The following is a 19112-nucleotide window of genomic DNA, read 5'->3' as shown; positions in this document are numbered from 1 at the left end:
CTTCGATAAGGAAGAGAGCTTTTGATTTACCTTTTCTGCCTGATTCCGCTCATGATAAAGCCGCTTTCAGGCAATGACGGCATTCTGGCGAGACTGTAGTGCAGTGATTGTTCCGGAACGTCGTATTCAATCTGATTGACGAGAAAATCCAGGCTCGCTTTCATGACTTCAATTGTAATGCCTTCCCCTGGACAGCGATGGCCTTTCTCGGCGTGCCCCCCGCCTTGAGGAATCAAATCAAACGGATTTTCCTCCCGCTCCGCAAATCGTTCCGGCCGGAATTCATCAGGATGATCCCATAGACGAGGATCGTGATTCGTTCCATATACATCAAGTAATACCGATGTTCCCTTCTTAAACTCACAGTTATTCCATACAAAATCTTTTTTGACAAGCGCCCCTAAAAACGGGCCGAACGGATAATATCTGCGGACCTCCTGCACAAACATTTCTCTTTCCCGGCTGTTTCCAGACCGCAGCCATTCCTTATACTTCGGATGCTCATGAAGCGCCAAAGCTGAAAACACCAGAAAGTAAGAAATGGCGACAATAGGCCGCAGTACATTAATCAGCTCAATGGCTGCCATGCGGGAATCCAGCTGGCTTCCATCTTCTTGTGTGTGAAAAGCCATTTCATGCAGCGCTGTTCCGGGAGTCGTTTTCAGCAAGCTGGCACGGGCATCTTCAATCATGACTTCAATCCACTCTTCCGCACGCGGCCTTGCTCTTCTTCCCTTCCAATGCCGCGGTCCCACAGCACCGAACGCATCGACCATGTCAATGAAGTCATCCGCTCTCTCTTTGACTTCCGTTTCCTTCAACGGAACACCTGCCCAATAGCACGCTACCCGGCACAGGATTTCTTTTGCTTCTTCAAATAATACAACCTCATCTGCCTTCTCCCATCTTGTGACTGCTGCTTTCCACTCCTCTGTCATCAACTCAGCCAAACGTTTTTGATGCGGCGGTGTCATCAATGACAGAAAAAGCATCTTCCGATGGATATGCGCGCTGCCATCCATTCCCTGAATCGCATTAACACCAAACAGTGATTTCTGCACCCGCTTAGGCAAAGCGTTCTGCCGCTGGAATCGATCCGTATCATAAAACACCTTCGCCGCCTCAGCGCCAGTCATGCAAATAAAGTTTTTTCCCAACAAACGGGCCTGAAACAAATCTGAATTGTAGCGCTCTGTTCTGTTTTTAATAAATAAATACCCTTCCTTCAGCAGTGTCAGGCTGTTATCGAGACTTTTGTCATGTGGAATCTGCTCATTCATCCGCTTACCCTGCCTTCCTTTTTACCCTCTATTTTCACGTTATCTTCCGAATATAAACCCAGTAACAGTATTTGTTTGCATCCAAATTTAAGCGCTTTTTGATTATTTTTTAAAGGAAGAACAAACGAAAGAGAGAAAAGGTAGTTAATCAAAACAAAGGGGAGAACAAAATGAAGAAATGGGTATATGTTGTGCTTGTGCTAAGTATTGCAGGGATCGGCGGCTTTTCCGTGCACGCAGCATCATCTGCTCATGAAAAACACTTGAATGTCAACAGAATGAATGTCGATGACGAATTCAAGGATACGGATGGAACCTTCATTCTCCACGATTTGCAAAAGGATCAGACATTTGTCTATAACAGAAAACGGGCAAATCAAAGACAAACTCCGCAATCCACCTTTAAAGTCGTGAACGCTTTAATCGGTTTGCAGGTCAAAGCTGTAAGAGATGAATACGATGTTAAACGATGGGACGGGGTCAAGCGTGAATTCGAATCATGGAACCGCGACCATACGCTTGGCTCGGCCATGCGCGAATCCGCAATCTGGTATTATCAGGAATTAGCGAGAGATATCGGCGAGGAAAGGATGAAATCATGGCTTCATACACTATCTTACGGCAACGAGGATATCAGCGGGGGAATCGACCAGTTTTGGCTGCAAAGCTCGCTTACAATATCTCCGCTGGAACAAGAAACTTTTTTGGAGAAACTGGCTAAAGAGGAGCTTCCATTTGACAAGCCGGTAATGAAAACCGTCAAGCGCATGATGATTCAAGAGGAAGGCGATCATTACACGCTTTACGGGAAAACCGGAACCCGCCTGACCGATATGGGATTAGGCTGGTTTGTCGGATTCATCAAAACAGAGCACGGCTCTTATGTCTTTGTCACCAATGTCGATGATTCCGGCACAAAAGCCAAAAACATCACCGTGAATATCCTGAAAAAGTATGGCTTGATCACATCATAAATGAAAGAGCCCTGCATGGCAGGGCTCTAAATCTCATGCTCAAAACAATAATGATTCACAAGCTCTTCAATCAAATCATGATCAGGATATTCCCCGTTAAATTCAAATTCGATTTCTTCCACAAATTCTCCTTGATGGTACACATGGATGGCTCCATTTTGACGGACAACGCTAAACTCCGGCTGAAAAGTATATCCGCTTCGTTCAATTGCTCCCATTCCTTTTTCCCGCCTTTCTCAAAGCAGTAATTCATACACCTCATTTAATTCCTTAGCCCGCTTTTGATCCTGTTCATTCTGCGCATACTTAATTTCCTTTTCTAATACATGGTTCAAAAAAGACATTTCATTATCATCTAAGTCTTTTACAAATTCCTCTTCATTCGCATACCGCTTCGCTAGCATTTTCTTGCAAATCCGCTGGCAGACTTCATTTTCAAGATGATTCGAAAGTGATTCACGCAAATAACCGAGTGTAACATCCATTTTATGAACACCTTTCCTTCTGCTATCTTTACCCTATAGCTTGCTAAAACAGGGAAAATCCATACGCGAAAAATAAAAAAAGAGACATCCGTAAATGTCTCTTTTTTATCGTTATTCAGCTGCTTGTTGGCTTTTGGTCAAATTGGCTTGTGTGCGTTTGCCTATCCCAAACACATAATAACTAATGACCACAAGCGCTAAGAAAATCACGCCTACAATCAGAGAGATACGAGTATCATCGTTAAACCACATGCCGACCAGAACCATCAGCAAGAAAGCAATCGTCAAATAGTTTGTAAAAGGAGCAAATGGCATTTTGAATGGATGTTTATCTAATGCGGCGCCCTTCGCTTTTCTGAATCCAATATGGCTGATCAAAATGATAAACCAAGGAATCATCCCAGGAAGCACGCTTGCGCTGTATACATAGACAAAGATCTTCGGCGGCGCGATATAGTTTAGTACAACACCGACAGCCAAACCGATCAGCACCGCAATTGTGCCATACAGCGGCACACCGTTGCGTGAAATCTTCGTAAAGAACTTCGGTGCTTGTCCATTTACACCCAGTGTATACAGCATGCGGCCCGCGCTGAAAATGCCGCTGTTACAGCCCGACATTGCCGCTGTAATTACGACAAAGTTAATAATGCCGGCCGCTGCCGTGATTCCGATTTTCGAGAACGTGGACACGAACGGACTTCCGAGTGAATTGAGCTCATCCCAAGGATACACCGTCACAATCACAAAAATAGCGCCAATGTAGAAAATCAAAATACGCCAAATAATACTTTGAATCGCACTTCTTAGCGTATTTTGCGGGTCCTTCGCTTCGCCCGCTGTAATCCCGATCAGCTCAACTCCTTGATAAGCCGCAATGACAAGCGACAGCGCAAAGAAGAAACCTGAGAAACCTCCTGCAAAGAAGCCCCCGTGAGACCACAGGTTCGACAATCCGATCGCATCTCCGCCGTTGCCAAAACCGAAGAAAATAATTCCGATCCCCGCAATAATCATCAAGATAATCGTCACGATTTTAATCATCGCAAACCAAAATTCAAATTCACCAAACGACTTAACAGAAATTAAATTCGCCGCGCCAAGAATCACCATTGCCACGATACCAGGTATCCAAGCAGGCAAGTCCGGGAACCAATACTTCATATAAGTACCGACAGCGATGATTTCTGACATGCCGACGATAATCCACTGGAACCAGTTGCTCCACGCTGTTATATAACCTGCCATCGGATGAATATATTGATGGCCGAATGTCGCAAAAGAACCTGTGCTCGGCTCGACATACAGCATTTCACCCATCGCACGCATAATAAAAAAGATAAAAATTCCGCATATTGCATAAGCCAGAAGGACAGATGGGCCAGTCCATGAAATTGTGCTGGCAGACCCCATAAACAAGCCAACACCGATCGTGCCGCCCAAGGCGATCATCTGAATATGACGCGCGCCCAGGCCCCTCTTTAATTCTTTATTTGCCACTCCTCTTCCTCCTCCTAACAAAAATACTCACAAATGAGAAAACAGCAGACCTGCTTGCCCTCACATCACTCAGTGATAACAATCAGAAAATTCAAACTCAAAATTGTTATATAATCTCCTAAATTACTTATTTCATCATAATAAATTTCTCTGGAAAATACAATTGTTTTTTTCAGGTAAACACCTTTGTGCTAAGTTTTGAATCATTTGCTTCATTTAAAATCTTCTATATAAAAATAATAAAATTATTTGAATATTAAAACTATATTTTTTAGATTTTCATAAAAAATAAGCTGTTCTACATGAACAGCTTACCTAATAATTTACGCCCGTTTGACGCTTTAATGCTTCAAGCCACCCGGTATCTCCGGTTCCATAGCTCTTGCTTTGTCCCACATCTCTCAGAGATCCATTGCTATAATCAATTGATAGGATGAAATCCGGAATGGCATCATACCCAGCTTCCGCAATTTCACTAAGCTCTGAACGATAGTGAGATATAGCATAAGAGGCCGTCTCTTTTTGCACAGGATTTTTTTCAAGCTCTTCTTGATAGACGTCTAACAAGTCACGTCCATCAGGCGTTACATACCGCCCGTCAATCACTTCTAAATCCTTCAAATGGTAGCCTGTGACTTCGTACATCTCACGAGCTGCCTGATATTTTTTATAGGCCTCTTCGGAAAATTGTGTTGAATCACTGCTTTGGCTTTTCATGATGTGTAAAAATAGTTCTTTGCTGTTGTCTCCAGATTGCAGCACTTGCTCAATTTGCTTGATCAGATCCTGATCGTCTGTCCCGCTCACCCGCACCTGATAGTCAATCGGCGTAATCGTAAACGTCAGCTCCGTCCCCTCTGGAATGTGAATATGGTTCCGATTCAAAAGCACTTGCAGCTGCTGGTTCACTTGGCTCCGCTGATACACCTTTTCATTCTCAGCTTCCACTTCCCCATTAAATGTAACATTGCGAAACGCAGCATCCTGGAGGTTATAGTTTTGGGCCTTGCCTTTGAATAGCCATTCTGTTTCATTATCGTAAGCAGCCTGTCTTTCTGCGGCAGACAGATCACTTCTGAAATAAGGAGACTTTGAATTTTGGTACTTATCCTTAATATAGCCTAAGGGATCAGGCTTTGCTTTGTTTATGGCATTCATCCTGCTGTATTTTTCATCTAGTATTTTGATTCTGATATCACTCTCAGAGTCATAGGGGTTATTGGATTCGATCACTGTTTCTTTCCCTGTATCTGTCACTGTTCGGTCATTCGCTGATTGATACACTTTGCTGAACGTCCCGCTGTGTCCCGACACACTGGTTTTAGAATAGTTGAACTGATTGATTCCCACAGTTGAAGATCGCGGCTCAAGCCTGCTGTATGCCTTTTCCAGAACTGCCGCTGTACTTTCAGTCAAATTCTCTCGTTTGGCAGGCGCATTCTTGCTTAATATATTCTGTGCTATCAGCTGAGTGCGGATAAATTGCCGATTCAGACGCATTGAATTCCCTCCCGAGTATTCTCTCTTACTCTTTTTTATCGGCAATGACAATGTATATATTAACCTCTAAAAACATTTATTTACACTCGTACTGTCATTATGTATGATGAAAATAAAAGGAGGTTGTTTGCATGGCGAAAAGATGGCTTATTCCATTTGCTATTGTGCTGTCTGTCTTATTCACCTTTACGTATTCGGCATCAGCTGCCGGAGTCACTGCGATCACAGGAAACAATTCATTTGATACCGCAATGCCGATCGGTTATTGGAAATATAAAAATATCGATACAACAATACTGGAAGCTGGTCAAGATGAAGCCTATTTCACTTTTACGGCTAATAAGGGAGAAAAGGTATACGTGAGGAGTACATACCAGAGCGCATATACAGGGATGAAAATTGAAATTTACGATAAGAACAGAATACCTGTTTCTCAAGGCACAGAAGTCATTAACCCCAATACGTTCTCCTCTTTTATTTATGCAAATGCAGACGCCCAAAACACGACGGATACCTTCTATGTGAAGGTGTCACGAGGCACCTATACCGGAAACATGTATTTTACGCTTTCAATTGAAGACCGAATCAAATCAGGCAGCGGAACGTTCCAATTCAGCGGCATTGCTGAAAATAAAGGAAATACAAGCCTTAGCTCCTCAGGTTCTGATTCCAGCGTGATCAAGGCTGATTTAACAAACCAATCCGGGATACCGCGTGATGCCATTGTAACCAGAGTGCAAACAACCGCCACTCAAACACCAAGCCAAGGAAATACACGCCATCTGATCATGACAAACGAAAATAACGAATGGCGCCGTGCCCTTGTAAACAGCTCGACTTCAGGGTCTTATGATATCTCTTTGTCGGATCAACTCAGTGTGGCAAAGGTATGGAGTTTTAAATATAATACATTAGCGACTGCCAGATCGACGATGAGCAATGTCAAAGCAAAAATAGATTATGAATACGATGTCACCAAGCAGTTTTAACTTATACCGAGCCGATTATCCGGCTCTTTTTTATTCTCAGTCTAGAAGGTAAACTATAGTCAGTACAACCAAGGGAAGTGCAGACATGGCATTAAAACTTCTAAAAAAACTGCTTTTTGACCGCCCTCTAAAGAACGGCGTTATATTAAATCATCAATACAAAATCGAAGAATGCCTCGGCATGGGCGGCTACGGTTTGGTTTATTTGTGCATCGATATTTTAACTCAAACACCTTATGTCTTAAAACAGCTTCGGTCGACAAAAGCGAAAAAGGAAAAAGAGAAAGTCCGGTTCCAGCAGGAAATAAAACTGCTCAAAAGCATTCATCACCCGCAAATCCCGGGCTTCATAGATGAGTTCATCATAGACGGACAGGCTTATTATGTCATGCAGCTCGTTGAGGGAGAGAATATAGAAGAATTATTATTTTTTCGAAAGCAGCCGTTCACAGAGCTTATGGCATTACAGATGATTTCGCAGCTGCTTGAGATTATAGAATACCTGCATGATCGCCTTATCTTTCACAGCGACATCAGAACGCCTAATATCATCATCAATAACGGCAGGCTCTGCCTCATTGATTTCGGCCTTGCAAAGCAATTGACTCCTGAAGAAACGAAGGAAATAAAGGTGCGAAAACAGGATGACTTCTTCGATCTCGGAGAAACGCTGTTATTTCTGCTGTACTCTCAATATAAAGGAAAAAAGAAGAAAAACGGCACTTGGCTGGAGGAATTAACGCTGACAACAGAAGTAACCCTGCTGCTGAAAAAATTATTGGGCATTGATGAAGAGTATCAGCACACCGCTTCCATTCGCGAGGATCTAAACCGGGCCATTCAATCGGTCACATAAAAAAACCCTTGTCCCAAAAGCGGAACAAGAACTTTTTTCGGATTAACTGCTGCTGTAGCTCCGGCGTTTGTAACGATGACTCCCGCCATAACGGTCGTAGTGTCTTCTTTTGCCCGAGCTGCTGCTATAGCTGCGATAATGTCTGCGCCGGCTGCTGCTGTAATGCCGGTGTCTGCGATATCGGTCACTAGAACTGCTTGAGAGGTTTTTGATCGTTTTGATGAATTTTTTAAACATATACTGATCACCTCATTTCTTTCTTCCTATTATATATAGTTTATGGGAGAAAGAAAAACATCAGCGGGGTCACTCTTTTGAAAACAAAAACCGCGTTCCATACTCATTTGTCTCCAACTCATAAGTCATCGCGAGCAGTCTGCATATATCCTCAATAATCTTCAACCCAAGCCCCTCACTGTTCTCATTCCGATCAAATCCAATACCATCATCGCGGATAGAAACAGTGCCATTTTCGATCCTGACTTCCATCTTTTCAGCTTTTGAATGCTTTAACGTATTTTGAAAAATATTATCAAACAGCCTTTGCATCCATAACACGTTGCTCACCCATATCACATCTTGATCTGCCGGCTTAAAGTGCAATTCAACCCCATTCATACTATATAAATAATCCCACTTTTTCACCGCTGTTTCTAACAGCTCATTTAGACGCACTTCTTCATTTACGATATAAGAACTTTCTAGCGTTTCGGCGGAATATAGATTAAATTCATTGGTTAATTCCGAGATATAATCGATTTGCTGATACAACGATTCGAATACAGCCTGATCATGACATTGGCCTTCCAAATAAAACAACTGCAGCCTGAGAGCTGTTAAAGGTGTGTTAATGTCATGACGCAGTTTTTGCAAAAGCTCCTTTTTGATTTCCTCCTGCTGTTTCAATTCCAGTTCACGATATGTCGTCCGTTCAATTAACAAATTGACCGACTTGATCAGCTCCCCGATTTCATCAGCGCGTTTCACTTCTATTTTATCCGGCACCTTTTGATCACTCGCCAGATGCCGAATGGTATGATGTAATAGATTGATTTTATGCAGCAGAGAATGAATCGACTTCGAAAATAAAAAAGCTAACAATAAGAGTGATAACAAAAATACAATGAGCATTGCAGGATATGCAAACGACCTATGAAAAGGCGTACCGTGATTCATTGATTTAAACATGTTTTCATAAATGACAGACATCAAAATACTAACCGCCAGCAATAGCACCGGGACACTAATGACAGCCGTACATAATAACAACATATATTTTGTCTTTAACTTCATTTCTTCACAACGGTATTCAGCCGATACCCTTCTCCATATATATTTTCAATAATCTCACCCGCTTGATCGTTGATTTTGGCTCTTATTTTTTTAATGTGCACATTGACGATATTCGGGTTTCTGTCTTCGAGCTGCCACAGATATTCAAAGAAATGATCCTTTGTCAGGGTGCTGTCCCTATTTTCATATAAGTAAAAGAAAATTTTCCGCTCAATCGCAGTAAACAACACCTCATCATGCAGGCTTTCATTGAACACTTTTTTGGTTTCAGCATCAATATACAAGTGCTTGATTTGCGTAAAGGTCCCATAATGATGCTCAAGCATATTCTGCATTCTTAACAGCAGCTCTCTTGGATCAAAGGGCTTCACCATATAATCCTCGCCGATTTTCAACCCTTGGAGCTTACTGTCCATGTCATTGCGGGCCGAAAGAAAAATGACCGGAATGCGCAGCCCCAGCTTTTTGATTTTTGCAGACATTTGATACCCGTCCTCACCCGGCAGCATCACATCCATAATGACCAAGTCCACCTTCTGTATGACCGAAAGCACATCCGTTCCATCTGTTTTCCATATCACACGATATCCCTCACGCTGCAAAATCTTTTGCAGCAAATCACCAATCATCACATCGTCTTCTACGATTAAAATATGATAACCCTTCATCCTAGCGAACCTTTCTCATAAACTCCATGGAAAGTTTATATATTTGATCAGGCTGATATAAATAAATACTGTGTGTTCCCCTTAGTTCCTTTATATCGGCAGTATTGAATTGAGCCGCAAACGCTTCATAGTCTTTTCGGTTTTGTATGGCATACTTTGAATGTCTATTTTGGTCAGAAACCGCATCTAAAAATAAGACAGGAGTTTCTTTTGGCGCCGGCAAATTCACAGATTTGCTGCCGTTTTGGTAAGACTGTAACAGCTCATGCTCCATATCAGCATTAAAAAATTGCTTAAAGTTAATGGCTTTATAGATTTCTTTTTCTTTATCGGTTAAAAACGACTGACGAATCACCTCAGGGTTATATACAGCGGAAGGCATAAACCGATGAAAACCAATCGACGTTAACAGATGGAATCCTCTCACTTTCAGTCTGTCGATCCTGCTCAATTTATACGTGACGTACTGCTGAGGCAATCCAATATCCATCGCAATAATCGCCTTAATTTCCTTAGGATATTTCTGTGCCCAATACATCGCTTCAATCCCGGATATCGAATGAGGCATTAAAATATAAGGAGGCTTATTTCCGCTTTTCATAAGCGCTTTCCTTGTCTGTTCCAGTATCGTATCAATATCTCTGTCATCGTGAGACACATCACTGTATCCATAACCTGCCCGATCAACAACAGCAATCTTGTTTTCCTTTGAAAACTTACTGTACAAACCTTTCATCTCATAAGCAGGCGCAGCAATCCCCGAGCCGGACATAAACACAAACGTATCCTTTCCGCTTCCCTCTTGATACACATTCATCTTTTTACCGTCAACATCGACCAATGTGCCTTTTTCTTTAAGAAGTGGTGCTTCCTTATTTAGTTGGCAATGGTGATAAATAAATACCGAGACGGATACCAGCAAAACCAAAGCAGCTAAGCTACCAAAAAAGATTTTTACGACTTTCCATAATGTTTTCATAAGATGCTCCTTTCACGTGATACTGAAAGGATACGATATGAAAATAAATTTCTGATTAACTTTGGAGAGATTTTATTTCCACATTTGACTTTGTCCTTACGGAAAGGTGTACATTTGGAGCAAGGAGGTGATCGCTTGCTATCGATCGGAGAATTTTCAAAGATATGCAAAGTATCAACAAAAACACTGCGATACTATGATGAAATCGGACTCATCCACCCAGAAGACATTAATCCTAAAAATGGATATCGGAGGGTCTATCCGCAAAGTCCGAGAATTTCTTATACGCAGCCTTCTCCAAGGAGAACGACATTGAGAAGGCTACCGCTTATATCAATCTTTCACAAAACATAATTCAGGGGTATTTAATCTATTTATTCACACAACAAAATCACCACAAAGCCTTTTTCTCTTCTTCCTGCTCGATAAACAGATGATTTTCAGGACGGCCCAAAACAGAAAAAAGCGCCAAAAGCAACTTCCATCCTCGAAGCGGACTTCCGCATCTAAACTTCAACACTTCTCCTTCCGCTAAAGTAAACCTCAAAGTTGGGCTTGTACACCAAGCAATCTTCACTTGAATAACATGCTCACCAGGCGGTAAATCAATTCGCAGCCTCCCTCCATCTTTGATATTTCCCATCTCAGCCTCATCAATTAGCACTGAATACTCTCTCAATTTGTTGATGTACTGCGATGTCCTGCTCATTTCAATGTACGTCTTTTGATTCACGATGACACATCCTCAAAGTAGTGATTACAGGTGAGAAGCATTAGAATCCTTCCGCCATATCGTTATTTCCATTCCTAGTATATTATAAATTGCTGTACCTCAGATCTCCGTCGGCAAAAATCTCTTTCAGCTTCAGTGTGCCTTCTACTTGGGCTTATAAAAAAACACCCGCTTGTATAACGAGCGGATGTTAGATCTTTCGAAATTATTGATTAATATCTTTTAGCGCTTGTTTCGGTTGCGAATTGAAAATCATCAATGATGCAATAATGGCAATCATAACCCCCAATGCCCCAATCCAGGTAATCGAGGCTAATGATACATTTTCCACAAAAACCCCTCCTATCCCTGCGCCAACTGCCATGGCGAGTTGCATCATAGACTGATTCATGCTGAGCAAAACACCTGACATTTCCGGTTCTATTGTAGCTAAGTGAAATTGCTGTGTCGGACCGGTAGACCATGCGGCAAACGACCATAATATGAGAATCACCAACACGCCGATATAGGAATGAGTAACAAGTGACAGCAGAATCAGTGTGACGATATGCAATGTCATCCCGCCAACAAGTGTAAAGGGCACTCCCCATTTGTCGGTGCTATAACCCCCAAACTTCGACCCAACCAAACTGGCAATTCCAAATATAAGCAAAACACCGCTAAGCAACTTGCCGTTTATACCTGAGATGTTCAAGAGATACGGTGACAAATAAGTGTAAGCAACAGAATATCCCCCGAGCCAAAAGAAAGTGATTGATAATCCCATAGCCACTTTCCGTTTTTTGAAAAGAGCAAGCTGTTGAAGTAAAGGCACAGGCTTATCCCCTTTAGTATGCGGAAGAGTAAAGAAAATAACGGCCATTGCGATCAATCCCAACAAAGCAATGGCACCAAATACGGACTTCCAGCCTAATGCTACTGCTATCATTCTTCCAAGCGGAACACCTATGATTAAAGAAGCGGTAAATCCCATAACCACCGTAGCGATGGCACTGCCCTGCTTTCCTTCCGATGCAATCTTAGCGGCAATGGTTAAAGCGGTAACAACAACCACACCTGCTCCCATCGCCATAATGATCCGCGCTGCAATAAACCATCCATAACCAGGCAGTACAAAAGCCAGGACATTACCGAACACAAACAAACCGAGGGCATACATCATCAATTTGCGTCTATCCATACTTGCTGTCAACGCCATAAGTACGGGTGTAGAAAGAGCATATACAAGTGAGAAAATGGTAATAAGCTGGCCCGCGGCAGCTATAGTGATCCCGAGAGTATGAGCAATTTGATCCAAAATTCCCGAAATGATGTATTCTGAGGTTCCAACTAAAAAGCTGACAATGGCTAAAATATAAATTTTCCAAGTATTAGACATAAAGCATTCACTCCTTAATTGTTAATAAACATATCACGATATATCGATATGTTATTATAAAAAATAAACACATCGTAATATGTCGATATGTATAGTGTAAAAATAAACATCTTTTGATGTTTATTTTTATATCTCTGTTTTAAGAAAGTCAGCAAGTTTCCCAATGGCTTCTTCATCTCTTTTGTAATATGTGTACTTTCCAATACGCTCCGCCTTAATCAAGCCGGCTCTTAAAAGGATGGTAAGATATTGAGAAGCTGTCGATTGCGTCATTTTCAATTTGTCTGTTATTTGACTGACACATACCCCGATTGTGTTCATATCAATCCCTTCATGGGGTGCAAAATGACGATCGGGCTCCTTCAGCCATTGTAAAATTTGCAGCCTTGATTCATTTGATAAAGCTTTGAATACTTCAATTGGCTCCATACCGATTATTATATCGTTATATTTCGATATGTCAATTCGTTTTTTGGTACTCATTTCGAGGAATGAAACTGAAGACAGCATATCAAAAACCCTACACTTTCGAATGGGTCTCATTATCATGTTATTCTTGGGGGAACTCGGCGGTGACTTTGTTAACCGAAGCAAAGCTTCTAATTTAAATCAATAAAACATTTTGATTTTGGCTAAGGGAGTAAACAACACTATTCGCTAGAGGCTTACGTTTCACAGATGTTTGGGTTCGGGTATTTTGGATGTTTTTAATGAATTTGGCATTGACTAAGCACCAGCACCAAATTCATGCATTTTAATTAGATGTGAAAAAACATCCGCTCGTAACAAAAGCGGATGTTAGATCTTTTCAGCAGGAATAACAAGTCCGCTCGTGGGTTATGAATAAAAAATAGTAATGATGACATAACTGTAAAGCAAAAGAAGCGGCAGGTAATATTTTGAATGCCCTCTCCCTGGCTTGAATAGCAGGGATCATCAAACATTTATATTAAAGATTTTTCTCTAGATCATTACATAATTTAAATACCATTACTCGTTCACCTGTCCGGGAGCTTAAATCAGTATGAAAACTTATCACTTTTTCTCCGGTGATTTTTAGGATAATATCCTTAAGACCTTCTATACCTGATTCGACTAACTCCGAGCGAGTTTGTTTAATAGATAACATACCCTCTTTTGATCCACACACTACATATTCAGCTGGTGTTAAAATCCCTTTTAAATTGACGATGACCATATCCCGGAGTATATCAGTTTTAACAGATACAGACCCGCGCCCAAGATAATCTTTCTCCCATTGAGTAATGGACTTACTGATCTCTGATTCAATAGAACCTTTCGATTTTTTCATATATCATACATCTCCTGAGCAAAAAAATTGGCATATTCTATTTGTGATTTCGTCTCATTAATATTCTCTTACAACATGTCCTTCATATACACCTTCAATATCCAAATCAGTATTACCGTTTCTTGTGACCACTATCATTTTGGATAACATATTTTCCTCCATCATAGAGTGTATATGCAAAAATCGAATGCTTCCTAAATGGGTTTCCTCAACTTCTTCATAAGATTGTAGATGATAAAAATCAATTGCTTTTCTTATTACCTTTTTCATACATTCCATATTTTCACGATCAAACGAGTTCATGTCCTCTATTGTTTTCGTGACAAAATCAGTTAAATTAGAATCCATACCTTCTCCTTAGAGCTGTTTTTTTTACATATAGGTGCATAGAAGTTCTTCCATTTCATCATGACAAGCAATGATCAGGTTGACCTGTTTTCATAGCAGGAACCTCCACAATTGATGATGTTCCATCCTCTTGATTAATGATTAAACCTCGAACTTTAACATATGACGGCACTAATGGATGATGACGAATGATATCAACACTTTTTTCAATGGTGTCACTGCTATTTTCATGTAGCCATTCATCGACCGTACCACCTAAAAATTCAGGTTTGCAATTCTGAAAGAGATAATCCAATGTTTGTATTTTATCTTTCATTGCTTCAAGTTGAGTAAGTCTATGACCTGTGGAAGTTTTCTTATCTTTTGTTCCTACTACAAAAATCTCCTCAACATCTTCCTGGAAAATCGCAAAAATAACAGACCTCATGATTTCTCCATAAGGATGTGAAATACTGGCACCATAGCTTTGTATAGTCAACATACTTTCTGCAGGAGTGTTAGTCACTTCTTGTAAAATAGGCTCCAAGCCGTTTTCAATGTCCGTCAAAAATAATACTTTTTTATTTTGATTTCCATTCATATAGCACACCTCTTCCTTATGTTTAGTATTGAGTAACAAATCCATTTAATAAATGTTTAGATTCATAATTACCAGCTTTCCCAACATCCTTCTGGATCAATACTAGCCAGTCGGACCCATCCATTTTGAACTTTTTGCATAAATGCTGAGTCATTGTTTAATAACCGTTCTACATATTCTTTAGGTGCTTGAATGAGTATCAACAAACGAAGCGGAGAATGATAGGCTTCGTGATCTGATTTCATGACGGATTGCCAAGGCAGTCCGGCTAACAAGTCACTTGCATTCCCCTGCATAACGCCGAGACCTGCTGTAACGGTTTGAGTTGCTTTATTTCCGCTGCCATAATAATGAGGTGCTACCGTTGATGCGTAATATTGTAAATTAATCCATTGGGCCACAGTTCCAGGTCCTGCAATAATATTTGCTAGGATTTCGCCGCTTTCATCCTGTTTCCAATCATAATTATGGAGAAAGGCTCTTCCTTCCAAATCACAATCCTGGGTTAATTCACGTTGGCCGATAATAAAAGCAGCATTACGAGCCAGCCCCCATTCCGGGCGTATCTCACTCCAATCCTCCGCAAATCGGTGTGCCTCAGCCTTCGGATTTTTAAATTCCGAATGGAAATTCGGTAATTGGGCCAGACGTTCTGCATTTACATGATGTCTCACTTTCGGCATAACAGCTTCAATTTGCTCAAATGCTTCTTGTGCAGCTTCAGAAAGCTCCGGTACATAAAGCCAATGTAATTCATCCACCGTTGTATTATGTTCAGCTGCTGCAAACACCGTATCCTCAGGGATTTTAATTCCTTCAGTTAAAAGTGCTTCTCTCACCTCTGAAAGATTACATAAAGCAGCTAAAACTCTTGCATTGAATCCACCGGCCGCTCCACCGCAGGCACCACAGTCAAGGGCTGCGGAATAAGGATTATTGGTACTTTGACTGCCGTGCCCGCATATCACGACCAATGGTGCGATGTTTTCTGTTAACCCCATCATTTTTAATGCTTGGCGAGCATAGTTCACTTTTTCTTCATCAGTAAAACCCACAGGTATTTCTGCCTCTGTAGCATCATGATGAAGCGAGAGTTTTGTATCAGGTTTGCGCAACCAAGCCTCACGGAGATTTCGAATGAAACGACCCGCCTTTCTTGGCACAAAGCTACGGGCTGCCATTTGCAGAGTAAGCCAAGGTCCGCTTAGCTCAGGCAGAAGTAAGCTTGAAAGCACATTCTGTTTCATCGTTTTAAATGTATAGCTTAACGAATGAACTGCTTGCTTCCGTTGATTGTATTTGTTGAATACATCCTCATCCGCGAACTCTTTTATTTTATTTTGCGGTTTTTGTATGATCGGCAAGGAGGCATGACTGTGTTTACTGCCAAGTTCACAAGTTGCAATCGGCACCCCGAAGAAACCTGCGATGCCAATCGTTTCAAACGGACCTTGTTTTTCTAGATGACGGCGAAAAGGTTCTGATCGTACATCAATGCAGAATGCTAATTGAGCTAATGCAGATTTTTTACCGGTTTCACGTTGTTTCGAGATGATCTTCTGGCTCAATCGATCAGTGTAAGTTTGTTCCCAAGCTTCTAACCAAAGTTTCCTGCGAAGTTTCTCATCAAAGCTGTAGGCAAATGATAAATATTCATTTTGTTCACTGGCCGACATCTGTGACCATTCCTCTAATGTAAGCCCACCCCAATGAATCCAAGCTGCTATAAGGGGAGCAATCGGAAATTTTTTCTCAGCTCGTTCATTAGTCAAAGGCAAATATGGCTTTATCAGTGCCCACTCCATGGATAATCGAACCGCTAAATATTCTGTTAAGAGTGCATGTTCATGGCTCGATTGTTGGGAGCGCCAAAGCATCATCCCTGCCCATCCAGGTAAGGAAAGTAAGTGAGCTTCAAGATAAGCCTGGATTTCTGATTCGGGGATTCCTAGTGCGAATAAGGCTTCTTGTAAAGCCAAATGCGCCTCTTGCGGCAAACCTTTTAACCTTTCACGCTGCTTTTTGCTAAGTGCTGGATCATATTGTATGAGCTGCTGCCAGGCACGATAGAAGCCTTCCTCACGATTAGGCATTGTCCAACCGGCTTGAGAGTCATCAAGATATAATTTACTCCACTTAATGACATGATGATCTAGTATAGTGACTAACCTTTCACCATCTTGATTCTCTATATATGAACTTAGTGGTTCCATAAAAACATTATCGATAGGATCCAATCCACTACATCCACTTACTAATTTCTCCATCTCGTGTGATGATAAAAGATCGGAAGGTAATGGATCCAATTGTAATCCCGCATGACAAAACCGTTCTGCCACGTCCCGTGGGATGTGAAAGGAATGTGAATCAAGCCAACGCTGCAGCCCCATTTCCACAAAAACTTCATCAATCTCACCCTTATTCTTTGCTGAACGGATCATAGACGCACTTGGGTATATATCAACATCACGCGTATTTTTCAACCAGCTTGCAACCTGATCAAAAGTCTGGTTTTCAAGTCCCATCCACGGATTGCGTGCAGCAAATGTAGAAATAGGCCAAAGTGGCGCAATCACTCGGCTGGCAGATGTAATCAAAACGTTAAGATCCCTTTCTTGAACATCAATATCTGTATCTATCTTTTTTACATTTTCTTTCGTTAATACGGATGTAATGCCCATCTCAGATTAGCTCCTTATGATAAATATTGTTTAAGGTAGTCTGGGTGACTCTCCACTGACTTTGGTTTTGCTTCACCTAACCGAACTAGCCAAAGATAGAGTATCGTGAAGAAAACGGAAGAACGATGACGAGCAACCCACGAACCTAAAGCACTGCCAAATAGGAAGAGGCATACGACAATGATGACAGCTGGCATTGGAGGCTGAACAGTTTGAGAAACGGCTGCATGCAGCCAATCATAGAAAAGGTTATGAATGATAAAATATATAAAGGCTGCTCCTCCTAAAACGATTAAGCCGGCAATTCGGCCAATTCGCCCCTCTCCAAAAGCTACAAGCTGAGTCCAGGAAACGGACAATGACCACCCTAAGATCAGCGCACTCATTAATTGATATCCGTCTCCAGGAGCAGTGAGCCAAAAAGCAACACCTATAACTAAGGCTAACGTACGACCAGCCACGAGCCATAAATAGGATGATCTCTCTTTAACACGAGTCGATACTTCATGACGCTGTACGGCTGAACCAGCCTGTAAAAACAACGTAGCTTTAAATAAACCATGTAAAATAAGATGAATAATGGCTGCTATATAGGCCCCTAGTGCACACTGAATGAGCATAAATCCCATTTGTCCAATCGTGGAGCCTACTAATTGGCGTTTATAATCAACTTGGACTAAACTAATACCAGTTCCAATCAATACAGAAATGCCAGCAAGCAGAAGTAAGATAATCGAAGCGATACCGCCATGAAATAGAGGTGAAAATCGAGTTAGTATTATTCCTCCTGCATTTACTAAACCTGCATGCATAATTGCAGAAACAGGGGTTGGAGCAACAATAGACTCAACTAACCATCTTTGGAATGGCCATTGACCTGCAGGAATAATTACCGCTAGTACAATCAATAGCTGAATCCCTGTTCTCTCCCATTCTCCCAGCCCAGCTAAACTTTCATTTGTTACAACCAATGATAACTGCCATTGACCTGTGGCATGAAAAAGCCACATCATTGCAAAAAACAAAGAAAACCAACTTAACAAAAATAACCGGCCAGAAATTTTGGCTGCTTCACTAGCCACTTGCCAAGCACTGTTTAACCTTATCAGTAAAGTTAAACCAACAAGAGTTGCTCCCCAAAATAAAACCATCAAACGGAGATCGCCACTTAACCACGTCATTGAAGCAGCACCTGTTGTAAAAGTAAAAAGCACAAAGTATTTGCGATAAGATCGATCCCCCATTAAGTAACGTACAGAAAAACGCTGAATAACGAATCCAATTGCAAGAACAAAGAAAGTCATTAAACAAGCTAAGGTATCTAAGTGCCAAGGGCCAACATTTCCACTCACACTGCTATTGGCAAGGATCAGTAAGGCAACCAAAAGTGGTAAAGCCAAAATCCCAATATGAATGCGAACAAAACTCAAGGGCACTCGCGGATGTAAAAACAAAAGTCCACTTATCCCAGAAGCAATAAGCCGAAATTATGGGAGTCAGCCAATCAGCAATAGTGAAATTTAGTCAAAAGATAGGATTTAAAGGATTTCCTTCTT

Annotated in this window: 21 protein-coding genes and 1 pseudogene; 5 read left to right on the top strand and 17 right to left on the bottom strand. The window is 41.4% G+C overall.

Going from position 1 to position 19112, the window contains the following annotated elements; genetic code table 11:
* Positions 1–26: 26 nt before the first annotated feature.
* Positions 27–1280, bottom strand: a complete 1254-nt coding sequence (gene cypC, locus C1T29_RS01540) for a CYP152 family fatty-acid peroxygenase CypC (protein ID WP_103749849.1) — start codon at positions 1278–1280, stop codon at positions 27–29.
* Between the two features lie 170 nt (positions 1281–1450).
* Here cypC and blaOXA point away from each other — a divergent pair, with 170 nt between their 5' ends.
* Positions 1451–2254 (top strand): class D beta-lactamase, encoded by an 804-nt coding sequence (gene blaOXA / locus C1T29_RS01535; protein WP_071580983.1) that lies wholly within the window; start codon positions 1451–1453, stop codon positions 2252–2254.
* 26 nt (positions 2255–2280) lie between these two features.
* Here the strand turns inward: blaOXA and C1T29_RS01530 are convergent, their stop codons facing one another.
* From C1T29_RS01530 to C1T29_RS01515, 4 genes are all read right to left on the bottom strand, one after another.
* Positions 2281–2472 carry a DUF5370 family protein gene (locus tag C1T29_RS01530; RefSeq protein ID WP_003234886.1) on the bottom strand — a complete coding sequence of 64 codons (192 nt, stop codon included), beginning with the start codon at positions 2470–2472 and terminating at the stop codon, positions 2281–2283.
* Positions 2473–2490: 18 nt separating this feature from the next.
* The gene (csgA, locus tag C1T29_RS01525; protein WP_003234887.1) at positions 2491–2739 is read right to left on the bottom strand and encodes a sigma-G-dependent sporulation-specific acid-soluble spore protein CsgA; all 249 of its coding nucleotides are present in this window, start codon (positions 2737–2739) and stop codon (positions 2491–2493) included.
* A 111-nt stretch (positions 2740–2850) separates the two neighbouring features.
* Entirely contained in the window at positions 2851–4239 is a 1389-nt protein-coding gene (locus C1T29_RS01520) for an amino acid permease (protein WP_071580984.1), read from the bottom strand.
* 315 nt (positions 4240–4554) lie between these two features.
* Positions 4555–5739: a DUF4885 domain-containing protein gene (locus tag C1T29_RS01515; RefSeq protein ID WP_071580985.1), complete on the bottom strand. Its 1185-nt coding sequence runs from the start codon at positions 5737–5739 to the stop codon at positions 4555–4557.
* Between the two features lie 131 nt (positions 5740–5870).
* Here C1T29_RS01515 and C1T29_RS01510 point away from each other — a divergent pair, with 131 nt between their 5' ends.
* Together C1T29_RS01510 and C1T29_RS01505 are read left to right on the top strand one after the other, a co-directional pair.
* A complete protein-coding gene (locus C1T29_RS01510) occupies positions 5871–6728 on the top strand; it encodes a hypothetical protein (protein WP_095431159.1) in 858 nt (285 codons plus the stop codon).
* A gap of 85 nt (positions 6729–6813) precedes the next feature.
* A complete protein-coding gene (locus C1T29_RS01505) occupies positions 6814–7584 on the top strand; it encodes a serine/threonine protein kinase (protein ID WP_103749850.1) in 771 nt (256 codons plus the stop codon).
* Here the strand turns inward: C1T29_RS01505 and C1T29_RS01500 are convergent.
* From C1T29_RS01500 to C1T29_RS01485, 4 genes are read right to left on the bottom strand one after another with little or no spacing between them, the layout of a single operon-like run.
* Complete coding sequence (locus tag C1T29_RS01500; protein WP_081483590.1) at positions 7569–7832, bottom strand: hypothetical protein; 264 nt, start codon at positions 7830–7832, stop codon at positions 7569–7571. The genes C1T29_RS01505 and C1T29_RS01500 overlap by 16 nt on opposite strands.
* Before the next feature lie 58 nt (positions 7833–7890).
* Positions 7891–8877, bottom strand: coding sequence for a two-component system sensor histidine kinase YbdK (locus tag C1T29_RS01495; RefSeq protein ID WP_189396856.1), 987 nt, complete (start codon positions 8875–8877; stop codon positions 7891–7893).
* Entirely contained in the window at positions 8874–9545 is a 672-nt protein-coding gene (gene ybdJ, locus C1T29_RS01490) for a two-component system response regulator YbdJ (RefSeq protein WP_103749851.1), read from the bottom strand. The genes C1T29_RS01495 and ybdJ overlap by 4 nt, the downstream gene beginning before the upstream one ends.
* A 1-nt stretch (position 9546) precedes the next feature.
* Entirely contained in the window at positions 9547–10524 is a 978-nt protein-coding gene (locus tag C1T29_RS01485; protein ID WP_103749852.1) for an alpha/beta hydrolase, read from the bottom strand.
* Between the two features lie 135 nt (positions 10525–10659).
* Here C1T29_RS01485 and C1T29_RS01480 point away from each other — a divergent pair.
* Positions 10660–10776 (top strand): annotated as a pseudogene (locus C1T29_RS01480) (MerR family DNA-binding transcriptional regulator); the annotation flags it as partial.
* 139 nt (positions 10777–10915) lie between these two features.
* Here C1T29_RS01480 and C1T29_RS01475 read toward each other — a convergent pair.
* The 8 genes from C1T29_RS01475 to C1T29_RS01440 all read right to left on the bottom strand — a co-directional run bounded on the left by C1T29_RS01475 (position 10916) and on the right by C1T29_RS01440 (position 19034).
* Positions 10916–11167, bottom strand: coding sequence for a hypothetical protein (locus C1T29_RS01475; RefSeq protein WP_231516533.1), 252 nt, complete (start codon positions 11165–11167; stop codon positions 10916–10918).
* Positions 11168–11462: 295 nt separating this feature from the next.
* Complete coding sequence (locus C1T29_RS01470) at positions 11463–12635, bottom strand: MFS transporter (protein ID WP_103749854.1); 1173 nt, start codon at positions 12633–12635, stop codon at positions 11463–11465.
* Positions 12636–12761: 126 nt separating this feature from the next.
* A complete protein-coding gene (locus C1T29_RS01465; RefSeq protein WP_003234907.1) occupies positions 12762–13064 on the bottom strand; it encodes an ArsR/SmtB family transcription factor in 303 nt (100 codons plus the stop codon).
* Between the two features lie 520 nt (positions 13065–13584).
* Complete coding sequence (locus C1T29_RS01460) at positions 13585–13947, bottom strand: Na-translocating system protein MpsC family protein (RefSeq protein WP_040084346.1); 363 nt, start codon at positions 13945–13947, stop codon at positions 13585–13587.
* Between the two features lie 57 nt (positions 13948–14004).
* The gene (locus C1T29_RS01455) at positions 14005–14295 is read right to left on the bottom strand and encodes a DUF6407 family protein (RefSeq protein ID WP_014662580.1); all 291 of its coding nucleotides are present in this window, start codon (positions 14293–14295) and stop codon (positions 14005–14007) included.
* Between the two features lie 58 nt (positions 14296–14353).
* Positions 14354–14875, bottom strand: coding sequence for a carbonic anhydrase (locus tag C1T29_RS01450; RefSeq protein WP_103749855.1), 522 nt, complete (start codon positions 14873–14875; stop codon positions 14354–14356).
* Between the two features lie 68 nt (positions 14876–14943).
* Positions 14944–17556 (bottom strand): DUF2309 domain-containing protein, encoded by a 2613-nt coding sequence (locus C1T29_RS01445; protein WP_103749856.1) that lies wholly within the window; start codon positions 17554–17556, stop codon positions 14944–14946.
* A 14-nt stretch (positions 17557–17570) separates the two neighbouring features.
* Positions 17571–19034 (bottom strand): NADH dehydrogenase subunit 5, encoded by a 1464-nt coding sequence (locus C1T29_RS01440; RefSeq protein ID WP_208945711.1) that lies wholly within the window; start codon positions 19032–19034, stop codon positions 17571–17573.
* Positions 19035–19045: 11 nt separating this feature from the next.
* Here C1T29_RS01440 and C1T29_RS25030 point away from each other — a divergent pair.
* Positions 19046–19112 (top strand): hypothetical protein (locus C1T29_RS25030; RefSeq protein WP_369122222.1); only part of this gene is annotated, 67 nt, incomplete at its 3' end.

The organism is Bacillus sp. MBGLi79 (genome assembly GCF_002953915.1).
The sequence above is the reverse complement of the archived record's forward strand: the minus strand, read 5'-3'. Positions and strand labels throughout refer to the sequence as shown.